We start from the raw sequence: 18,475 nt of genomic DNA, 5'->3' as shown, positions 1-18,475 counted from the left end.
CCGCGGCACCGTCCGGCGCGCGGCGGCGGGCCCCGGCGGGCCCGGGAGCGGTGCCCTCACAGGAAGGTGACGCCCTGGGCGAGCGGGAGCGCGTCGGAGTAGTTGACGGTGTTGGTGGCGCGGCGCATATAGCCGCGCCAGGCGTCGGAGCCCGACTCGCGGCCGCCGCCGGTCTCCTTCTCGCCGCCGAACGCGCCGCCGACCTCGGCGCCCGAGGTGCCGAGGTTGACGTTGGTGATGCCGCAGTCGGAGCCGTCGGCGGCGAGGAAGCGTTCGGCCTCCCGCTGGTCCCGGGTGAAGATGGCGGCCGAAAGGCCCTGCGGGACCTCGTTGTTGAGGGCGACGGCCTCGTCCAGGGTGCGGTAGGTGAGCGCGTAGAGGATCGGGGCGAAGGTCTCGGTGCGGACGACGGCGGTCTGCCGGTCCATCCGGACCAGCGCCGGGCGGACGTAGGCGGCGTCCGGTGCCTCGGCGGTCAGACACGCCTCGCCGCCCGCGAGGAGGGTGCCGCCGTCGCGGCGGGCGGCGGCCAGCGCCTCGTGCATGGCGTCGCGGGCGCCTCGGTGGACGAGCGGGCCGACGAGGGTGGCTTCGGCGAACGGGTCGCCGACGGGGAGGCTGCGGTAGGCGTCGGCGAGGCACGGCAGCAGGCGGTCGGCGACGTCCTCGTGGACGATCAGACGGCGCAGGGTGGTGCAGCGCTGCCCGGCGGTTCCGGCGGCGGCGAAGACGATGCCGCGGACGGCGAGGTCGAGGTCGGCGGAGGGGGCGACGACGGCGGCGTTGTTGCCGCCCAGCTCCAGGAGGGACCGGCCGAAGCGGGCGGCGACGCGGGGCGCCACGGCGCGGCCCATCCGTACCGAACCGGTCGCGCTGACCAGCGCCACCCGGGGGTCGTCGGCGAGGAGTGTGCCGAGGTCGGGGCCGCCGAGCAGCAGGTGGTGCAGGCCGTCGGGCGCGTCGGTGTCGGCGGTCGCCCGGGCGAGCAGGGCGGTGCAGGCGAGGGCGGTGAGCGGGGTGAGTTCGGAGGGTTTCCAGACGACCGGGTCGCCGCAGACGAGGGCGAGGGCGACGTTCCAGGACCAGACGGCGACGGGGAAGTTGAAGGCGGTGATCACGCCGGTGACGCCGAGCGGGTGCCAGGTCTCGCTGAGCCGGTGGCCGGGGCGTTCCCCGGCGATGGTGCGGCCGTGGAGCTGGCGGGAGAGGCCGACCGCGAAGTCGCAGATGTCGGTCATCTCGCGGACCTCGCCCAGCGCCTCGGAGCGGATCTTGCCCGCTTCGAGGGTCACCAGATCGGCGAGGTCGTCCTGGTGGGCCTCGATCAGCGCGCCGAGCCGTTTGACGAGCGCACCGCGGCGCGGCGCGGGGACGGTGCGCCAGGCGTGGAAGGCGCGGGTGGCGGCGGCGAGCGCGGCAGCCCCCTCGTCGGCGGTGGTGACCGGCAGCGTCCCGAGGGTGCCGCCGGTCAGCGGCGTACGGGCGGTGAGCGTGGCGCCGGAGGGGGCGGCGGTCGGGTCGGGGGCGGTGGTGGCGCCGCAGCGGGCGAGGGCGGCGGTGGCCCGCTCGCGGAGGGCGTCGGTGGTGGGGTGGCTCATACGGACTCCTCGGGCGTCGGGGTGAGGCCCAGCGCGCGGCGGGCCTGCCGCAGGGTGGTGAGGCTGCGGTCGGCGTAGCGGGCGAACGGGTCGTGGACGGGGCGGTCGAGGGCGGCGGCGAGCCGGTCGGCGTCGTAGGGGGCGGCGGTGCGCTCCGTGTCGCGGGTGGTGTCGCGGGTGAGGTTGGAGCGGAAGATTCCGGCGGCGGAGCGCGGGAGGAAGTCCTCGTAGACGATCGGACGGGCGGTCAGCCAGCCCTGGTCGAGGAGGGCGGCGAGGCCGTCGGGCGGGCGGCGGCCGTCGCGGGGGCGGGTGAGCGCCGGGGCGTAGGTGAAGAACGCGAGCCCTTCGGTGGCGAGCAGCCGTTCGGTGCGGGGGAATCCGGCCTCCCAGACGGCGCGGGCGGTGGCGGCGTGGTCCGCGGCGGCGTCCGATCCGGTGGTGTCCGAGGCGGCGGTGCGCCGGTCGGTCTCGGCGGTGAGGGCGTCGTAGCGGGTACGGCCGGTGCGGGTGAGGGCGATGCCGCGGGCCTCGACCTCGCCGAAGCGGACGCGGAGGGTGCCGTCGGTGACGCGGCCGTCCGTCTCGCGGAAGGCGCGGGGTTCGGAGAGCGCCCGGAACGACGTCTGGCGCAGCAGGACGTCGGGGCCGTCCCAGCGGGGCGGGCCCTGGATGCGGTCGATCATGGTGATGCCGTGGTCGGTCATCCGCCGGTAGAGGGCGTCGATGTCCAGGACGCGCGGGGTGAGGTGGTTGAGGTGGGTGGTGGTGACCCCGCCGATGTCCGCGGCGACGGCGCTGACCCGGGACAGCTCCTCGTACCAGGCGCGGTCCACCGGCTCGGCGGAGAGGGCGAAGGCGTCGGTGGCGAGGGTGAGGAAGCGGTCGGCGTCCGCGTCGGGGAGACCGCCGCCGTCCTCGGCGCGGGCGGCGAGGGCGAGGAGTGCGGGCGGGAAGAGGGTGCGGCGGCCGAGGAAGGTGCCGAGGCGGCGGGCGAGACCGTCGTCGAAGAAGCGGCGGTCGTCGGGGGTGAGCAGGGAGGTGAAGACACGGAACGGGTTGCGTTCCAGCTCCTCGGCGTCGAGGGGGCGGAAGGCGGTGGAGACGACGGGGACGGCGCCGGGTCCGTCGCGCAGGTCGTAGAAGCCGACCGGGTGCATGCCGAGTGCGGCGAAGACCGCGCCCGCCTGGCGGAGTTCGTCCGGGGTGCCGACGCGGATGGCGCCGTGCCGTTCGGCGGTGACGCGGTCGAGTCCGCCGAGGTGTCCGGGGTGGCCGTCGCGGCGCACGGTCTCCTCGTTGATCCGCGCGGTCACGTCGAGGAGCGTGGTGTACGCGGGGACCTCCGTGCCGTACACGGCGGACAGGCGGCGGGCGAAGGCGGTGCGCAGCCGCCAGGTGGGGACCATACGGGAGCCTCCAGGGGCGGTCAGATGATGTGGGCCTCGGGGCGGGCGGGGGCTCCGCCGTCGAAGCGGGCGGCGGAGAGCGGGGTGACGTCGAGGAACGGGGTGCGGCGCAGGTACAGATCGCGGACGATCTCGCCGACGGCGGGCGCCTGGAGGAAGCCGTGGCCGGAGAAGCCCGTGGCGTACAGGAACCGTCCCTGGTGGTTAGGGGCGCGGTCCGCCTCGCCGATGAGGGCGTTGCGGTCCGGCGTCATCTCGTAGAGCCCGGCCCAGCCGTCGCGGACCGGGAGGCGGGCGAGGGCGGGGGCGCGGCGGGCGGCGGCGGCGCGGAAGGGGGCGAGCCATTCGCGGCTGAAGCTCCGGTCGAAGCCGGGGCGTTGGTCGGGGTCGGAGAGGCCGAGGAGGAGGCCGTCGGCGGTGTCGTTGTGGAAGTAGAGGGTGGAGGCGAAGTCGAGGGTGAAGGGGATACGGGGCGGGGCGGGGCGCAGCGGGCCGGTGAGGGCGATCTGGCGGCGGAGCGGGGTGACGGGCAGCCGCGCCCCGGCCATCTCCCCGACGCTCGCGGACCAGGCACCGGCGCAGCAGATGACGACGGGGGTGCGGATCGTGCCGTACGGGGTGCGGACCGCCTGGAGGCCGGGGGCGGCGGCGGTGTCGACGGCGGTGACCGGGCAGTGGGGGTGGACGCGGGCGCCGAGGCGGCGGGCGGCGCGCAGATAGCCGGTGACGGCGGCCTCGGGGCGGGCGTAGCCGTCGGCGGGTGACCAGGCGGCGGCGACGAGGGCGGCCGGGTCGGCGTACGGGCACAGGTCATGGGCCTCGCGCGGGGTGATCAGGCGGCTGGGGACGCCGAGGGAGTTCTGCAGCTCGACACCGGCGGCGAAGAGGTCGCGTTCGGCGGGGTCGCCGAGGAGGAAGAGGTATCCGCTGTGCGCCAGGCCGATGTCGGCGCCGGGGCGGCGGGCGAAGTCGCGCCAGGCGTCGAGGCTGCGCAGGCCGAGGCGGATGTTGAGCGGGTCGGAGAACTGCGCGCGGACGCCGCCGAGGGGTTTGCCGGAGGAGCCGGAGGCGGGGCGGTCGCGTTCGAGGAGGACCACGTCCCCGGCGCCCGCCTCGGCGAGGTGGAAGGCGGTGCTGGCGCCGATGACGCCGCCGCCGACGATGACGACGTCGGCGTGGTCGGGGAGGTCGGGGAGGTCGGCCGGGGTGGGGGCGGTGCCCGGCCGGTGCGCCCGGTCCGGGGTCTGACCGCCGGTCCGGTCTGCGGTGGGAGCCATCGGTTCGCCTTCCCGTCGTCCGGTACCTGGGTGGGTGCGGGGTCGGTGCGCCGCCGGGTGGCGCCGCCCGGCGGGCCCGGGGCGGCGTCGCGGCGCGCCTTTGGGTGCCTCGATGGTGGGGCCCCGGCGACCGGACGTCCATGGAGAGTTGCTCCATGTGATCTTTCAGGGGTCCTGCGGATTCCCGGTGGACGGCGCGCGGCGACGGCGTCCGCGGCCCCCTCCCCCGGCGGACCGCGCGCCCGTAGATTGACGCCATGGAACTTCCGGGCCCGCAGCTCAGAACGCTCCTGGAACTGGCCGGGGGCGCCACGATGACCGCGGCAGCCGCGGCGCTGGGGTACACGCCGGGCGCGGTGTCGCAGCACATCGCCGCGCTGGAGCGGGCCACCGGCGCGGAGCTGGTGCGGCGGGCGGGCCGCCGGGTGGAGCTGACCGACGCGGGGCGCACCCTCGCGGTGCACGCCGAGCGGATTCTCGCGGCGCAGGCGGCGGCGTTGGCGGCGCTGGAACGCGGCCGGGGCGAGGTCGCCGGGCGGCTGGTGCTGGGCGTCTTCGGCAGCGCGGCGGCGGTCCTGCTCCCGCCGGCCCTGCACCGGCTGCGTGCCCGTCATCCGGCGGTGCGGGTGGTGAGCCGCGAGGTGGACGTGGACCAGGCGTATGCGGAGGTCTGTGCGGGCCGGGTGGATCTGGCGCTGGGGCTCGACTATCCGGACGCGCCGCTGCCGCGGGACGGCAAGGTGGCGCTGGTGCGGCTGCGGACCGAGCGGTTCGCGCTGGCGGTCCCGGCCGGGTGCCCGCCCCGGGAGGCGGCGCGCGGCTCGCTGCGGCTGGCCGGGGCGGCGGAGCTGGCGTGGATCCTCCCGGCGCCCGCGTCGTACTACGGGCGGGCGGTGCGCACCGCGTGCCGCCGCGCCGGGTTCGAGCCGCGGGTGGCGCACGAGGTCACCGACACCGCGACGTCACTGGCGATGGTCGCGGCGGGGCTGGGTGTGGCGCCGGTGACGGATCTGATGCTGCGGCTGCGGTCGGAGGGCGTCACCGTGGCCTCGCTGGAGGATCCGCTGGAGCGGCATCTCGTGGTGGCGGTGGACGCGGTGGCCCGGCGGCGGCCCCCGGTCGCCGCGCTGATCGAGGCGTTGGGCGAGGGGGCGGCGGGGCCGGGGGCCGGTGCCGACGGGCGTACGGGCGGGCCGGAGGCGGACCGGGCGGCGGATCCGTCCGGCGGCTACGGCCGTCCCGTGGCTCCGCGGGCCGCGGCCACCCGTCCGCGCACCGGTGCGTAGTGCGCCCCGATCGCCGCCGCGAAGGCGCTGGCGTCGCCGGAGCGGGCGGCGTCGACGACGGCGCGGTGGTGGGCGGCGAGGGTCTGGCGTTCGTCGCCGGGGGTGACGAGGTCGAGGTGCGGGCCGACGGTCGCGTAACTGTCCCAGAACGCCTGGGTGAGCTGGCTGATCAGGTCGTTGCCGAGGGGTTCGACGAGGAGGGTGTGGAAGGCGCGGTCGGCGGCGGTGAAGCCCTCGCCGCCCGCGGGGTGCCGGGCCATCTCGGTGACCAGGTCGTCCAGCGCGTCGAGGTGGGCGGGGGTCAGGGCGGCGACGATGCCGTCGGCGTTGCCGCGTTCGAAGAGTTCCCGGACGTCGACGAGGTCGGCGTAGGCGCGGAAGTCGTCGTCGGGGCTGAGCAGCCCGCGGAAGGTGACGCTCTCGGCGAGCGCCGACAGGCCGAGCCCGCCGACGTAGGTGCCGTGGCCGTGGCGGACCTCGACGATGTCGAGCGCGGCGAGGGACTTGACCGCCTCGCGGACGCTGGAGCGGCTGGCGCCGAGGGTGGCGCACAGCTCGGACTCGGTGGGCAGGAGATCGCCGGGGCGCATCCGGTGGGCGAGCATATGGCGCTTGATCTCGTCGGCCACCTCCTGGCGGAGCGACGACCGTCCACGACGCGCCTGCGCCACCTCAGCACCCGGCACCTGATGCCCCTCTCCCCGTTGCGGCCGGGCGCAGCGTATCAATCGGACATGACGCGGCAGGGGGCCGTGGGACGGGCCCGCGCTCAGGTCGGCGACGGGCCCCCGGCAGGCGCTTCGCGGTCCGGGTCCTCGGTGCCCTGCGGCTCCTCCGGCTCCGGGGGCCAGACGGGGCGGCTGGCGTGGGGGACGGCGGCCAGGGCGTGGCCGACGGTGGGGTAGCAGGAGAAGACGCCGAGGGACTGGGTGCCGACCAGGAGGCGCAGCATGCGGACGCCCAGGGAGGCGAGGAGGAGGCGGCCCTCCAGGCGGCGGCAGAGCCATTCCAGGGCGAGCAGGCAGCTCAGGCCGCGGGAGTCGCAGAACCGCAGGGCGGTCAGATCGAGCACCAGGAAGCGGTGTCCGGCCGAGACGACGGACCGGGCCTCGGCGAGAAATGCCTGCTCGGTGCGGAGGTCCAGCTCCCCCGTGACACGCAGCACCGCGCACTCGTCCGCCTGGACGAGTGCCGTGACCGCCAGCGATCGCATATCCGCACTCATGCCGTCCAGCGTAAGCGGCCCGGCTTCCGGCCCCGCCGCCGCGGCTGCCGGTGCGCTCGGGGCGTGCCCCGGCGGGCGGGCCGGGGTGCGGGGGTGCGGGTGGGTGCTGCGCCGCCGCTCAGGGACCGTCCCGAACCCCTCACACGAGTGATCATCCAGGGTCTTCGATGATCTTTTACGGTCATTCGGGAGCGATTCGGTCAGCCGGTCCGGCCGGAATTCGCCGGGGTCGGTGCGCCCGCAGATGCCCGCGGACCGTCGGGAGCGGTCAAACGGGCGGCGGACGGCCCGCCGAACCGCCACGGAGCGAAAAAGCGCGGGCAGAAGCGGGCAACTTTTCTCTTCCTGCGGGCAGCGGAACGCCCCGGATCGGTTGCTATAAACCTCGGGCGGGCAGAAACGGGCAGGTCCATGACCGAACGGATCGGCGCGCGTCCCCTGATCCGGGCCCGGCGGGCCGACGTACAGCGCAGGAGTGAGCCATGAGGGCCGAGGAACGCCAGCACCGGATCCTCGTGCTCGCCCGGCAGCGCGGCCGGGTGGAGGTCGCCGACGCCGCCGAGGAGTTCGCCGTCGCCCGGGAGACCGTACGGCGGGACCTGAGCGAGCTGGAGCGGCGCGGGCTGGTGCGGCGGACCCACGGGGCCGCCTACCCGGTCGAGAGCGCGGGGTTCGAGACGACGCTGGCGCGCCGGGAGACCCAGCAGGTGCCCGAGAAGCGGCGGATCGCGGCGGCCGCGGCGCAGCTGCTCGGCGAGGCGGAGACGGTCTTCGTCGACGAGGGGTACACCCCGGAGCTGGTCGCCGGGCTGCTCCCGGCCGACCGGCCGCTGACCGTGATCACCCCGTCGCTGCGCACCGCCTCGCTGGTGTCGGCCAACGAGTCCGCGACGGTGCTGCTCGCCGGTGGCCGGGTCCGCGGCGGGACGCAGGCGACCGTCGGCTCGTGGGCGCGGGACATGCTCGCCCGCTTCGTCATCGATCTGGCGTTCCTCGGCGCCAACGGCATCTCCCGTGAGCACGGTCTGACCACGCCGGACCCGGCGGTCGCCGAGGTCAAGGAGCAGGCCGTGCGGTCCTCGCGGCGGCGGGTGCTGGTGGGGGTGCACAGCAAGTTCGGGGCGAGCAGCTTCTGCCGGTTCGCCGCGATCGGGGACGTGCACACCGTCGTCACCGACGCCGGGCTCTCCGCGCCGGAGGCCCACCGCTACTCCCTCCTGGGGCCCCAGGTGCTCCGGGTCTGACCCGGGCGGGCCGCGCCGTCCGCGGTCTCCGTCCGTCGCCGCGGCCCGTCGGCCGCCCCTCGCCCCGTGCGGGCCGCCGCGTCCCCCCGGCGCGGCGGCCCGGACACGTCCAGAAAGGTACGAGCCGTGAGAGCACGTTCCCCCGGGATCCGCCGGGCCCGCACGGCGGCGTCGGCCGCCCTGGCACTGGCGCTGACCTGCGCCGGTTGCTACCGCGGCGCCGGAGACACCGGCAACGACGGCCGCGACACGATCAACGTCCTGATGGTCAACAACCCGCAGATGGTGGACCTCCAGCGGCTGACCGCCCGGCACTTCACCGCGCGGACCGGCATCAAGGTGCACTTCACGCTGCTGCCGGAGGACGATCTGCGCGACAAGATGAGCCAGGACTTCTCCAGCCAGGCCGGACAGTACGACGTCGCGAGCCTGAGCAACTACGAGACGCCGATCTACGCCCGCAACGGCTGGCTGACGCCGCTGGGCGAACGCGCCGCGCAGGACCCGGAGTTCGACCAGCGGGACATCCTGGCGCCGGTCCGCTCCTCGCTGACCGCGGCGGACGGGAAGATCTACGCGGAGCCGTTCTACGGCGAGTCGTCGTTCCTGATGTACCGCAAGGACGTCCTCAAGGAGGCCGGGCTGACCATGCCCGCGCACCCGACGTGGCGTCAGGTCGCCACACTGGCCGCGAAGCTGGACGGCGCCCGTAAGGGTATGAAGGGCATCTGTCTGCGCGGTCAGCCCGGTTGGGGTCAGCTGGCCGCACCGCTGACCACCGTCGTCAACACCTTCGGCGGCACCTGGTTCGACAAGGACTGGAAACCCCGCGTCGACTCCCCCGAGTTCACCCGGGCCACCAAGTTCTACGTCGATCTGCTCCGCGGGCACGGCGAGGCGGGCGCCCCGCAGGCGGGGTACACCGAGTGCCTCAACGACATGCAGCAGGGCAAGGTCGCCATGTGGTACGACGCGACGGCGGGCGCCGGGTCGCTGGAGAGCGACGGCTCCAAGGTCGCCGGGAAGGTCGGCTACGTACCGGCGCCGGTCGAGCGGACGAAGAGTGCGGGGTGGCTCTACACCTGGGCCTGGGGCGTGCAGCGGGCGAGCCGTCATCAGGACGCCGCCTGGAAGTTCGTCTCATGGGCGTCCGGCAAGGGCTACGAGCGGTTGGTCGGCAAGGAGTTGGGCTGGTCGCGGGCACCGGGCGGCAAACGCGCCTCGCTCTACCGCGATCCGGAGTACCGCAAGGAGTCCGGTGCCTTCGCCGCCGCGACGGAGGAGGCGATCCGCACCGCGCGGCCCGACGATCCGGGGGTGCAGCCGCGTCCGGCGCCCGGTATCCAGTTCGTCGGCATACCCGAGTTCTCCGACCTGGGCACGAAGGTGTCCCAGGAGATCAGTGCGGCCATCGCGGGCAAGCAGAGCGTGGCCGCGGCCCTCGCCGAGAGCCGCCGGCTCGCCCAGGAGGTGTCCGATGCCTACACCGACCGCTGAGACCGTGCGGAGCGAGCCCGCGTCCGCGGGTGCGGCGCCCGTCCGGGGACCGGCCGCCCGGCGGGCGAAGGAGTGGGCGCGGCGGGCGCCGCTGCTGCCCGCGCTGGTGTTCCTGATCATCGTGACCCAGCTGCCGTTCGTGGCCACGGTGGTGCTCTCCTTCACCCGCTGGAACGCGCTCGCCCCGGACCGCCGCGGCTTCGCCGCCCTCGACAACTACGCCGCGGTCTTCACCGATCCGGCGCTGCGCGCCTCGGTGATCACGACGGTGCTGCTGACGGTGGTGGTGGTCCTGGTCAGCCTGGTGCTGGGGCTGGGGCTCGCACTGTTGCTGGACCGGAAGTTCTTCGGCCGGGGCCTGGTGCGCACGCTGCTGATCACACCGTTCCTGGTGGTGCCGGTGGCCGCCGCGCTGCTGTGGAAGCACGCGCTGTACAACGCGTCGTACGGGCTGTTCAACGGCGTGCTGACCGCGGTGTGGCGGCTGTTCGGCAGCGACGGCGCGCCGCAGCCGGACTGGATGACGTCCTCGCCGCTGGCCGCCGTCGAGGCGGCGCTGATCTGGCAGTGGACGCCGTTCATGATGCTGATCCTGCTGGCCGGGCTGCAGTCGCGTCCGGCGGACGCGATCGAGGCGGCGCGGATGGACGGCGCCGGGGCGTTCGCGATCTTCCGGTATCTGACGCTGCCGCATCTGCGCCGCTATCTGGAGCTGGCGGCGCTGCTGGGCACGGTGTACGTGGTGCAGAACTTCGACGCGGTGTTCACCATCACCTCGGGCGGTCTGGGCACCGCCAATCTGCCGTACACCCTCTACCAGACCTTCTACCAGGCCCATGACTACGGGCGGGCGTCGGCGCAGGGGGTGGTGGTCGTGCTCTGTTCGCTGCTGGTGGCGACCTTCGCGCTGCGTACCGTGTCGTCCCTGCTCCGCGAGGAGATCACCCGATGACCTCGACCACCGCACCCGTCTCCCTGCGGCGCCGCCGCCGCACCAACGGCCTGCTGGGGCTGGTGGCCTGGCTCGCGGGCCTCGCGTTCTTCCTGCCGGTCGCCTGGATGGTGCTGACGTCCCTGCACGGCGAGCAGGACGCGGCGACCAATCCGCCGTCGCTCACCGCCCCGCTGACGCTCCACGGCTACCGCGAATTCTTCGGCGCGGGCGGCGGCGGGCTCAGCCCCTGGCCGCCGCTGGTCAACTCGCTGACCGCCTCGGTCCTGTCCACCCTGCTGGTGCTGGTGCTCGCGGTCCCGGCGGCGTACGCGCTGTCGATCCGGCCGGTGCGCAAGTGGAGCGATGTGCTGTTCTTCTTCCTGTCGACGAAGATGCTGCCGCTGGTGGCCGGTCTGCTGCCGGTCTATCTCGTCGCGCAGAACACCGGGATGCTGGACAACATCTGGCTGCTGGTCCTCCTCTACACCTCGATGAATCTGCCGATCGCGGTGTGGATGATGCGGTCCTTCCTCGCGGAGGTGCCGGTCGAGATGTTGGAGGCGGCGTCGCTGGACGGTGCGGGGCTCACCACCACGCTGCTGCGGATCGTCGGCCCGGTGGCGATGCCCGGTATCGCCGCCACCGCGCTGATCTCCTTCATCTTCAGCTGGAACGAACTGCTCTTCGCCCGGGTGCTGACCGGAGTCGTGGCGGGCACCTCGCCGGTGTTCCTGACCGGCTTCGTCACCAGCCAGGGCCTCTTCCTCGCCAAGGTCTGCGCGGCGGCCACGGTGATCTCGCTGCCGGTGCTGGCGGCCGGGTTCGCCGCCCAGGACAAGCTGGTGCAGGGGCTGTCCCTGGGGGCGGTGAAGTAGCGGCGCGCCCCGCGCACCGGGCGGTCAGGTGCGCGGGGTCAGGCCGGTGGCGTGCGCGATGAGCAGGGCGACGTCGTCGTGGTCGTGCGGATGGCGGAGCGCGGCCAGCAGATGGTCACAGAGCTCCTCCAGGTCGTCGTGGGGCTCGGCGAGCAGGTCGACGAGGCAGTCGAGGCGGCGGTCGATCGCGGTGTCGCGGGTCTCCACCAGCCCGTCGGTGTAGAGCACCAGCCGGTCGCCGGGGTGGAGCGGGACGACGGTCTGCTCGAAGGGGACGCCGCCGACGCCGAGCGGTGCGCCGGTCGGCAGGTCGACGAGGACGGGGCGCGGTCCGGGGCGGACGACGACGGGCGGCAGATGTCCGGCGCTCGCCAGCCTGCACTCCCCGGCGTGCGGGTCGTAGACGGCGTAGACGCAGGTGGCGAAGGCGGGGTCGAGTCCGGCGGCGGCGTGGTCGAGGTGGCGCAGCACCTCGGCGGGCTCCAGGTCGAGGTCGGCGAGGGCGCGGGTGGTGGTGCGCAACTGTCCCATGGTGGCCGCCGCGTTGATGCCGCTGCCCATGACGTCGCCGACGACGAGCGCGGTCTTGTCACCGGCGACCGCGAGGGCGTCGAACCAGTCGCCGCCGACCTCCCCGGCGGCGCGGGCCGGCTGGTAGCGGTGGGCGATGGCCATCCCGGTGGGCTGGGCGGGCGCCTCGCTCATCAGATGGCGCTGGAGGGCGAGCGCGGTGCGGCGTTCGCTCTGGTACGAGCGGGCGTTGTCGATGCAGACGGCGGCGCGGGCGGCGAGTTCGACGGCGAGGACCACGTCGTCCTCGTCGAACGGGGCGTCGTTGCGGACCCGGTAGAGCGAGACGGCGCCGAGCACATCGCCGCGGGCGATCAGCGGGACGCCGAGGTAGGAGCGGAGCCCGGCGCGCGCCAGGGCCTCGGCGCCGTCCTCGTCGGCGGCGATCCGCGGCAGGTCGGCGGGGCGCACCCGGGCGAGGAGGACCGGGCGGCCGGTGGTGACGCACCGGGTGATGACGCGTTCGGCGTCGTAGGAGGCGAGTTGTCCGGCCGGGTCGAGCGCCCGCTCGGCCTCGGTGGGGCGGGCGCTGGCGACGGCGAGCGCGCGGAAGCGCACCGGGCCGTCGGGGACGGGCGGGAGCGGGCGGCGGCCCTCCAGGACGGTGTCGAGGACGTCGACGGCGGCGAGGTCGGCCAGCTCCGGGACGACGACGTCGGCGAGTTCGCGGGCGGTGCGGTCGACGTCGAGGGTGGTGCCGACGGTGGCGGAGGCGTCGGCGATGACGGCGAGGCGGCGGCGGGCGCGGGCCGCCTCGGTGGCGGCGCGGTGGTGGTCGGTGACGTCCAGCACCGAGGAGGCCACGCCGAGCACCTGACCGCCGGGGCCCTCCAGCCGGTAGTGGGAGACCGACCAGGCGTGTTCGGTGCCGGGGTCGTCGGGCGGGCTGCCGACGGTGACCTGGTCGAGGCGGGGGGTGCCGGTGGCGAGGACCTTGCGCATGCTGGTCATCAGCATGTCGGTGTCGAGGAAGCGCAGACAGGCGTCGGGGCGCAGCCCGAGCTGGGCGCCCGCGGGCTGGCCGTTGAGACGTTCCAGCGCCGGGTTGACCATGACGTACCGCAGGTCGGTGTCGAGGACGGCGAGGCCGATCGGGGACTGGGCGACGAGGCGGACGGAGAGCGCGAGGTCGCGTTCGGTGCGGCGCAGCAGTTGGCTGTCGCAGGCCATGCCGAGGGCGTAGACGCGGCCCTCGGCGTCGGTGAGGCGCATGTTGCGGAACTCGACGAGGCGGGTGGTGCCGTCCTTGTGGCGGACCGGGAAGGACCCGGCCCAGGTGGTGCCGTCGGCGATGACCCGGCCGAAGAGCTGGAGGACGAGGTCGGTCTGCTCGGGCGGGACCAGCAGCGGTGCGGCGAGGCGGCCCAGCGCCTCGGCGGCGCTCCAGCCGAAGAGTGCCTCGGCCTGGGGGCTCCACAGCGTGATCCGGCCACGCGCGTCGAGGACCACCGCCGCCACGCCCAGTGCGTCGAGCAGGCCGCCCGCGTCCCCCTGTGCGGCCCCGGCGGGGCCCACATCGCCGGGGAACGGGTCGGTCGCCCCCATCCGGGCTCTCCTTCCGCCGGTAGCGGGCGGCGCCCCGGGGCACCGTCCGTTTTCCGCCGTGCTGCGCTGCGCACCATCATCCCTCGCGGGCGCCGAGTCGGCCATGGCCGGGCGGTGCGGCGGGGTTCCGGGGCCCCGCCGCACCGCTGTGGCGTGGGCTTTCGGGGTCGGTGCGGGGTGGTGGCCGCAGACGTCCGAATCCCGCCCCTCCGATTGGAGGTGGGATTCGCGAGCCACTACGCTCCTTTTAGTTGCCTCTAGCAACTAATTCTTTCTTTACACCGCCCTTTCCGCGCATCCGTCGCCGGTTCCAGGAGGATCCCCCCATGCCCGCAGCCGCCCCGCCCTTCCGTTCGCACGTGGAGGAGAACCTCGACATCCTCGCGGCCCACCCGGACCGCGAGATACTGATCCACCAGGGCCGCCGGATCACCGGCGGCGAGCTGCGCGACCTCGTCCACCGCCTCGCCCGCGCCCTGCGCGCCCGGGGCATCACCCGCGGCGACACGGTCACCCTGCTCAGCGGCAACCTCCCCGAGGTCATCGCCGCGCGCTACGCCGTCGGCCTGCTCGGTTGCCGTATCAACCACCTCTACAACAAGCTCTCCGTCTCCGCGCAGGCGGCCATCGTGCGCGATGTGGAGACCCGGGCGCTGATCGTCGACCCGCGGCAGGCCGAACGCGCCGCCGAGCTGGTCGAGTTGGCGCCCGGCCCGGACGTGCTGATGCTCGGCCCCGCCAAGACCGGCAGCGATCTGCTGGAGCTGGCCGCCACGCAGAGCGCCGAGCCGGTGGCGAGCGAGGCCCGCCCCGACGACATCTGCCTCATCCGCCACACCGGCGGCACCACCGGCCACCCCAAGGGCATCTGCAGCACCTTCGACCAGGGCCGCTGGGACCGCGGCGGGATGTTCGACGTCGAGGCGCCCCGCCAGCTCGTCTGCACCACCCTCGCGCACGCCGCGGGCCTGCTGGCCGACGGTGTGCTGCACCACGGCGGCACCGTCGTCCTGCACGACGACTTCGACCCGGCCGAGGTCCTCGCCACCGTCGAGCGCGAGCGGATCACCCACCTCTTCGTCCTGCCGCCGCTGCTCTACGAGCTGATCGACCACCCGGCCGCGGCGACCACCGACGTCAGCAGCCTGCGCTTCCTCACGTACGGCGGCTGCCAGGCGTCGCCCGCCCGCCTCGTGGACGCGGTCGAGCGGTTCGGCCCGGTGCTGATGCAGGTCTACGGCCAGAACGAGGCCGGCGGCGTCAGCGTCCTCACCCCCGCGGACCACGACCCGGCGCGCCCGGACCGGCTCCGCTCGGCCGGAAAGATCATCCCCGGCGTCGAGGTCGCCGTCCGCGACGAGGCCGGGAACGACCTCCCGGTCGGCGAGACCGGCGAGCTGTGCGCGCGCTCCGACATGACCATGAAGGGGTACTGGAAGCAGCCGGAGCTGACCGCCGAGGTCATGCGGGACGGCTGGGTGCGCACCGGCGACATCGGCTTCCTCGACGCCGACGGCTACGTCACCATCGTCGACCGCATCAAGGACATGATCGTCGTGGTCGGCGGCCATGTGTACACCACCGAGCTGGAGGACCTGCTCAACACCCATCCGCAGGTCCGCCAGAGCGCCGTCTTCGGCGTCCGCGACAGCGACCGGATGGAGCGGGTGCACGCCGCCGTCGTGCTCGCGCCCGGCGCCGACGTCGACGAGGCGCAGCTGCGCACCCTGGTCCGGGACACCCGCGGCGCGATGTACGAACCGGCCCGCATCACCTTCCTGGACGCGCTGCCGCTCACCGACGCGGGCAAGCCCGACAAGAAGCGGCTGCGGGCGGCCGCCGAGGAGGCCGCGGCGGGGCGCTGACCTCGCCGGGGGAATCGGTCACGCGATCGGCCGAGCAGAAGGTGCGCGCACGTTTCACGGGAGGTGGGCCGGGGTGATCAGTGAAGCGATCGCATCCCCGCACCCTCAGGAGTCTTCATGCGCATGCGCGCCGTCCTCTCCGCCACCGCCCTCGCCGCCGCCATCGTCCTGGGCGGCGCCGGTTCCGCCATGGCCGGTGGCGACAAGGACCACCACGACGACCACTCCACCCACTCCAGCGGCGACGCCACATTCGGCGCCTGCGGCCTCGGCGCCGCCATCATCGCCGGTAACCCGGTCTTCGGCGAGGGCTGCCAGGGCGGCAGCCTGAAGTGGCTGGACGAGTGGAAGTAATCCGGTCCACCGCCCGCTGAGCGGGACCGGCACGACACCGGCCGCCACCCCCGTGGGTGGCGGCCGGTTCCCGTACCCACGGCGACCGCCACCCCGGTGGACGACACGCTGGGCCGATGGAGCCACCACCGAATAGGACATTGCGGGCAATAATCCGTCCTAATGATCCTCTCGACACCGTCATGGACCGGGTGACATGGCCCCTGGACGCCGCACACCGCAGCCGCGACGGGGCGCCGCCCGCGGCAACGCCGTCAACGACCGCCTGCTCCGCATCCTGCTGCGCCGCCGCAAGCACGCCCTGAGCGCCGCGGACGTCACCGTCGCCGACCGCCCCCAGGTCCGCCGCGCGGTCTCCGCCGCCGCGCTCGGCAACACGATGGAGTGGTTCGACTTCGGCGTCTACGCCTATCTGGCCGGGACGTTGGGCAAGGTCTTCTTCCCCGCCAGCTCCCCCGGCGCCCAGGTCGTCTCCGCGTTCGCCACCTTCGCCGCCGCCTTCCTCGTCCGGCCGCTGGGCGGACTGGTCTTCGGGCCGCTCGGCGACCGCATCGGCCGGAAACGCGTCCTCGCCGCGACCATGATCATGATGGCGATCAGCACCTTCGCGGTGGGGCTCCTGCCCACCTACGCGGCCATCGGCTTCGCCGCGCCGCTCCTGCTGCTGGTCTGCCGCCTCGTCCAGGGGTTCTCGACGGGCGGCGAGTACGCGGGCGCCACGACGTACATCGCCGAGTACGCGCCCGACAAGCGGCGCGGATTCCTCGGCAGCTGGCTCGACTTCGGCACCTTCGTCGGCTACTCGCTCGGCTCCGGGCTGGTCACCGTCCTCACCGCGGTCCTCGGTGACGACGGGATGACGGACTGGGGCTGGCGGCTGCCGTTCATACTGGCCGGGCCGCTGGGGCTGATCGGGCTCTACATGCGGCTGCACCTGGAGGAGACACCGGCGTTCGAGCGGGAGGCGGAGGCGGCGCGCGAGGAGGCGGAGAAGATCCGCAGCGAGGGCGGCGACGACCCCGTCGAGGTGGCCCGGCAGTCCGGCCACGGCCGGTTGAAGGAGATCTTCACCCGCCACTGGCAGGCGGTCCTCATCTGCATGGGGCTGGTGCTGCTCTACAACGTCACCAACTACATGGTCACGTCGTACCTGCCGACCTTCATGAGCGAGACGCTCCATCAGGACGCCCTCACCGCCCAGCTGCTGGTGCTCGGCACGATGATCGTGGTGGTGCTGACGATCACCACCGTGGGCCGCACCTCGGACCGCTGGGGGCGGCGACCGGTGTTCATGGCGGGCAGCATCGCGCTGATCCTGCTGGCGGCGCCCGCGGTGCTGCTGATCCGCGCCGGGGGCATCCTGCTGCCCGCCTTCGGCTGTCTGATCCTGGGCCTGCTGCTGGTCTGCTTCGCCGGGACCTCGGCCGCCACACTGCCCGCGCTGTTCCCGACCCGGCTGCGGTACGGCGCGCTGTCGATCGCCTTCAACATCTCCGTGTCGCTCTTCGGCGGGACGACGCCGCTGTTCGCCTCCGCCCTCGTCCAGGCGACCGGCGACACCATGGTCCCGGCGTACTACCTGATGGTGGCGGGGCTGATCGGTCTGGTGGCGACGTTCTTCCTGCACGAGACGGCGGGCAAGCCGCTGCGCGGCTCCGGCCCGATGGTGGAGACCTCGGAGCAGGCGCGCCAACTCGTCGCCCGCAGCCGCACCCAGGCCGGGCGCCGCGCCCGGGACCTGTGGATCCGGCTGCGCCACCCCTGGGCCCGCTGACCGCACGGTGGTGCCCCGCCCTCCGGTGACGGGGAGCGGGGCACGGGCGCGGACGGCGGCTTCCGGACCGCCGTGCTCAGTGGGCCGTCCAGCCGCCGTCCAGCGACAGCGACGCGCCGGTGAGGAACGCCGCCCCCGGCGAGCAGAGGTACGCCACCATCTCGGCGACCTCGGCCGGTTCCACCAGGCGTTTCATCGCGGACCGCACCAGCAGTACCTCCTTGAGCACCCGCTCCTCGGGGATGCCGTGCGCCTCGGCCTGATCGGCGATCTGCCCCTCGACCAGCGGGGTGCGGACATAGCCGGGGTTGATGCAGTTGGAGGTGACGCCGTGCGGGGCGCCCTCCAGCGCCGCGGTCTTCGACAGACCCTCCAGACCGTGCTTGGCCGCCACGTAGGCGGACTTGTACGGCGAGGCGCGCAGCCCGTGGACGGAGGAGAGGTTGACGATGCGGCCCCACCCGGCGCCGTACATGTGCGGCAGCGCGCCGCGGATCAGCCGGAACGGCGCCTCCAGCATGATCGTCAGCACGTCGTGGAACGTCTCGGGCGGGAACTCCTCGATGGGGCGGACGAGTTGGATGCCCGCGTTGTTGACGAGGACGTCGCACCCGGCGGCGGCCCGCTCGGCCGCGTCGAGGTCGGTCAGATCGAGGGTGCGGGGTTCGACGGCGCCGGGCAGGCCGTCGGGGAGGGTGTCGAGGAGGCGGGTCAGCCCCGCCTCGTCGCGGTCGACGGCGCGTACGGTCGCACCGGCGGCGGCCAGCCGCAGTGTGCAGGCGCGGCCGATGCCACCGGCGGCGCCGGTGACCAGCGCCGTCCGGCCGCCGAGTTCGAGGGATACCTGTCCGGGTGTTCCCATCATGGTCATGTCGGCACCTTACGGGCCGGGCCGACGGGCCCCGAAGGGTTCGCGCCGCCCCCGGGAGCCCGCCCGCGCCGCCCCGTCCGGCCCCGGGGCGCTCACCCGGTCGGCCGCCCCGGATCGCCGTACCGCTCCCGGGCTCCTACCGTCCGAAGAT

The 18,475-nt window shown here is 74.2% G+C and carries 15 protein-coding genes; 8 read left to right on the top strand and 7 right to left on the bottom strand.

Going from position 1 to position 18,475, the window contains the following annotated elements:
• Positions 1-56 precede the first annotated feature (56 nt).
• The 3 genes from amaB to IF23_RS0101935 are packed head-to-tail and all read right to left on the bottom strand — an operon-like array spanning position 57 to position 4,284.
• Positions 57-1,598, bottom strand: coding sequence for an L-piperidine-6-carboxylate dehydrogenase (gene amaB, locus IF23_RS0101945; RefSeq protein WP_030279033.1), 1,542 nt, complete (start codon positions 1,596-1,598; stop codon positions 57-59).
• Positions 1,595-3,007, bottom strand: a complete 1,413-nt coding sequence (hglS, locus tag IF23_RS0101940; RefSeq protein WP_030279032.1) for a 2-oxoadipate dioxygenase/decarboxylase — start codon at positions 3,005-3,007, stop codon at positions 1,595-1,597. Before hglS ends, amaB begins: the two co-directional genes overlap by 4 nt.
• Before the next feature lie 20 nt (positions 3,008-3,027).
• Positions 3,028-4,284 carry an NAD(P)/FAD-dependent oxidoreductase gene (locus tag IF23_RS0101935; protein WP_078653722.1) on the bottom strand — a complete coding sequence of 419 codons (1,257 nt, stop codon included), beginning with the start codon at positions 4,282-4,284 and terminating at the stop codon, positions 3,028-3,030.
• Between the two features lie 257 nt (positions 4,285-4,541).
• On the opposite strand from IF23_RS0101935, the gene IF23_RS0101930 reads away from it, so the two are divergent.
• Positions 4,542-5,570, top strand: a complete 1,029-nt coding sequence (locus tag IF23_RS0101930; protein WP_078653721.1) for a LysR substrate-binding domain-containing protein — start codon at positions 4,542-4,544, stop codon at positions 5,568-5,570.
• On the opposite strand, the gene IF23_RS0101925 is transcribed toward IF23_RS0101930, so the two are convergent.
• The gene (locus IF23_RS0101925; RefSeq protein WP_030279026.1) at positions 5,513-6,241 is read right to left on the bottom strand and encodes a FadR/GntR family transcriptional regulator; all 729 of its coding nucleotides are present in this window, start codon (positions 6,239-6,241) and stop codon (positions 5,513-5,515) included. The genes IF23_RS0101930 and IF23_RS0101925 overlap by 58 nt on opposite strands.
• 98 nt (positions 6,242-6,339) lie before the next feature.
• Positions 6,340-6,795 carry an STAS domain-containing protein gene (locus IF23_RS0101920; RefSeq protein WP_245654857.1) on the bottom strand — a complete coding sequence of 152 codons (456 nt, stop codon included), beginning with the start codon at positions 6,793-6,795 and terminating at the stop codon, positions 6,340-6,342.
• Positions 6,796-7,277: 482 nt separating this feature from the next.
• On the opposite strand from IF23_RS0101920, the gene IF23_RS0101915 reads away from it, so the two are divergent.
• The 4 genes from IF23_RS0101915 (at position 7,278) to IF23_RS0101900 (ending at position 11,345) form a co-directional block, all read left to right on the top strand.
• The gene (locus tag IF23_RS0101915) at positions 7,278-8,039 is read left to right on the top strand and encodes a DeoR/GlpR family DNA-binding transcription regulator (RefSeq protein ID WP_030279024.1); all 762 of its coding nucleotides are present in this window, start codon (positions 7,278-7,280) and stop codon (positions 8,037-8,039) included.
• Positions 8,040-8,165: 126 nt separating this feature from the next.
• On the top strand, positions 8,166-9,536 hold the full coding sequence (locus tag IF23_RS0101910) for an ABC transporter substrate-binding protein (protein ID WP_030279022.1): 1,371 nt from the start codon (positions 8,166-8,168) through the stop codon (positions 9,534-9,536).
• Positions 9,517-10,488: a carbohydrate ABC transporter permease gene (locus IF23_RS0101905; protein WP_030279020.1), complete on the top strand. Its 972-nt coding sequence runs from the start codon at positions 9,517-9,519 to the stop codon at positions 10,486-10,488. The genes IF23_RS0101910 and IF23_RS0101905 overlap by 20 nt, the downstream gene beginning before the upstream one ends.
• A complete protein-coding gene (locus IF23_RS0101900) occupies positions 10,485-11,345 on the top strand; it encodes a carbohydrate ABC transporter permease (protein WP_030279018.1) in 861 nt (286 codons plus the stop codon). Before IF23_RS0101905 ends, IF23_RS0101900 begins: the two co-directional genes overlap by 4 nt.
• A gap of 24 nt (positions 11,346-11,369) precedes the next feature.
• Here the strand turns inward: IF23_RS0101900 and IF23_RS0101895 are convergent, their stop codons facing one another.
• Entirely contained in the window at positions 11,370-13,460 is a 2,091-nt protein-coding gene (locus IF23_RS0101895; RefSeq protein ID WP_030279017.1) for a SpoIIE family protein phosphatase, read from the bottom strand.
• Between the two features lie 326 nt (positions 13,461-13,786).
• Between IF23_RS0101895 and IF23_RS0101890 the strand changes: the two genes are divergently transcribed.
• From IF23_RS0101890 to proP, 3 genes are all read left to right on the top strand, one after another.
• Positions 13,787-15,325: an AMP-binding protein gene (locus IF23_RS0101890; RefSeq protein WP_030279015.1), complete on the top strand. Its 1,539-nt coding sequence runs from the start codon at positions 13,787-13,789 to the stop codon at positions 15,323-15,325.
• 117 nt (positions 15,326-15,442) lie between these two features.
• A complete protein-coding gene (locus IF23_RS0101885) occupies positions 15,443-15,679 on the top strand; it encodes a hypothetical protein (protein ID WP_030279013.1) in 237 nt (78 codons plus the stop codon).
• 265 nt (positions 15,680-15,944) lie between these two features.
• On the top strand, positions 15,945-17,453 hold the full coding sequence (proP, locus tag IF23_RS0101880; RefSeq protein ID WP_211266108.1) for a glycine betaine/L-proline transporter ProP: 1,509 nt from the start codon (positions 15,945-15,947) through the stop codon (positions 17,451-17,453).
• Between the two features lie 76 nt (positions 17,454-17,529).
• On the opposite strand, the gene IF23_RS0101875 is transcribed toward proP, so the two are convergent.
• A complete protein-coding gene (locus IF23_RS0101875) occupies positions 17,530-18,324 on the bottom strand; it encodes a 3-hydroxybutyrate dehydrogenase (protein ID WP_030279009.1) in 795 nt (264 codons plus the stop codon).
• Between the last annotated feature and the right edge of the window lie 151 nt (positions 18,325-18,475).

The organism is Streptomyces catenulae, assembly GCF_000718015.1.
Classification (GTDB): domain Bacteria; phylum Actinomycetota; class Actinomycetes; order Streptomycetales; family Streptomycetaceae; genus Streptomyces; species Streptomyces catenulae.
Note: the sequence above shows the minus strand (reverse complement) of the source record. Positions and strands in the feature narration are given on the sequence as shown.

What these genes read in the sequence shown, in the direction of transcription:
- IF23_RS0101935 (WP_078653722.1), bottom strand. Translation starts at nt 4,284, where the DNA reads ATGGCTCCCACCGCAGACCGGACCGGCGGTCAGACCCCGGACCGGGCG.
- IF23_RS0101900 (WP_030279018.1), top strand. Translation starts at nt 10,485, where the DNA reads ATGACCTCGACCACCGCACCCGTCTCCCTGCGGCGCCGCCGCCGCACC.
- hglS (WP_030279032.1), bottom strand. Translation starts at nt 3,007, where the DNA reads ATGGTCCCCACCTGGCGGCTGCGCACCGCCTTCGCCCGCCGCCTGTCC.
- IF23_RS0101890 (WP_030279015.1), top strand. Translation starts at nt 13,787, where the DNA reads ATGCCCGCAGCCGCCCCGCCCTTCCGTTCGCACGTGGAGGAGAACCTC.
- IF23_RS0101915 (WP_030279024.1), top strand. Translation starts at nt 7,278, where the DNA reads ATGAGGGCCGAGGAACGCCAGCACCGGATCCTCGTGCTCGCCCGGCAG.
- amaB (WP_030279033.1), bottom strand. Translation starts at nt 1,598, where the DNA reads ATGAGCCACCCCACCACCGACGCCCTCCGCGAGCGGGCCACCGCCGCC.
- IF23_RS0101885 (WP_030279013.1), top strand. Translation starts at nt 15,443, where the DNA reads ATGCGCATGCGCGCCGTCCTCTCCGCCACCGCCCTCGCCGCCGCCATC.
- IF23_RS0101895 (WP_030279017.1), bottom strand. Translation starts at nt 13,460, where the DNA reads ATGGGGGCGACCGACCCGTTCCCCGGCGATGTGGGCCCCGCCGGGGCC.
- IF23_RS0101875 (WP_030279009.1), bottom strand. Translation starts at nt 18,324, where the DNA reads ATGACCATGATGGGAACACCCGGACAGGTATCCCTCGAACTCGGCGGC.
- IF23_RS0101905 (WP_030279020.1), top strand. Translation starts at nt 9,517, where the DNA reads ATGCCTACACCGACCGCTGAGACCGTGCGGAGCGAGCCCGCGTCCGCG.
- IF23_RS0101930 (WP_078653721.1), top strand. Translation starts at nt 4,542, where the DNA reads ATGGAACTTCCGGGCCCGCAGCTCAGAACGCTCCTGGAACTGGCCGGG.
- IF23_RS0101920 (WP_245654857.1), bottom strand. Translation starts at nt 6,795, where the DNA reads ATGAGTGCGGATATGCGATCGCTGGCGGTCACGGCACTCGTCCAGGCG.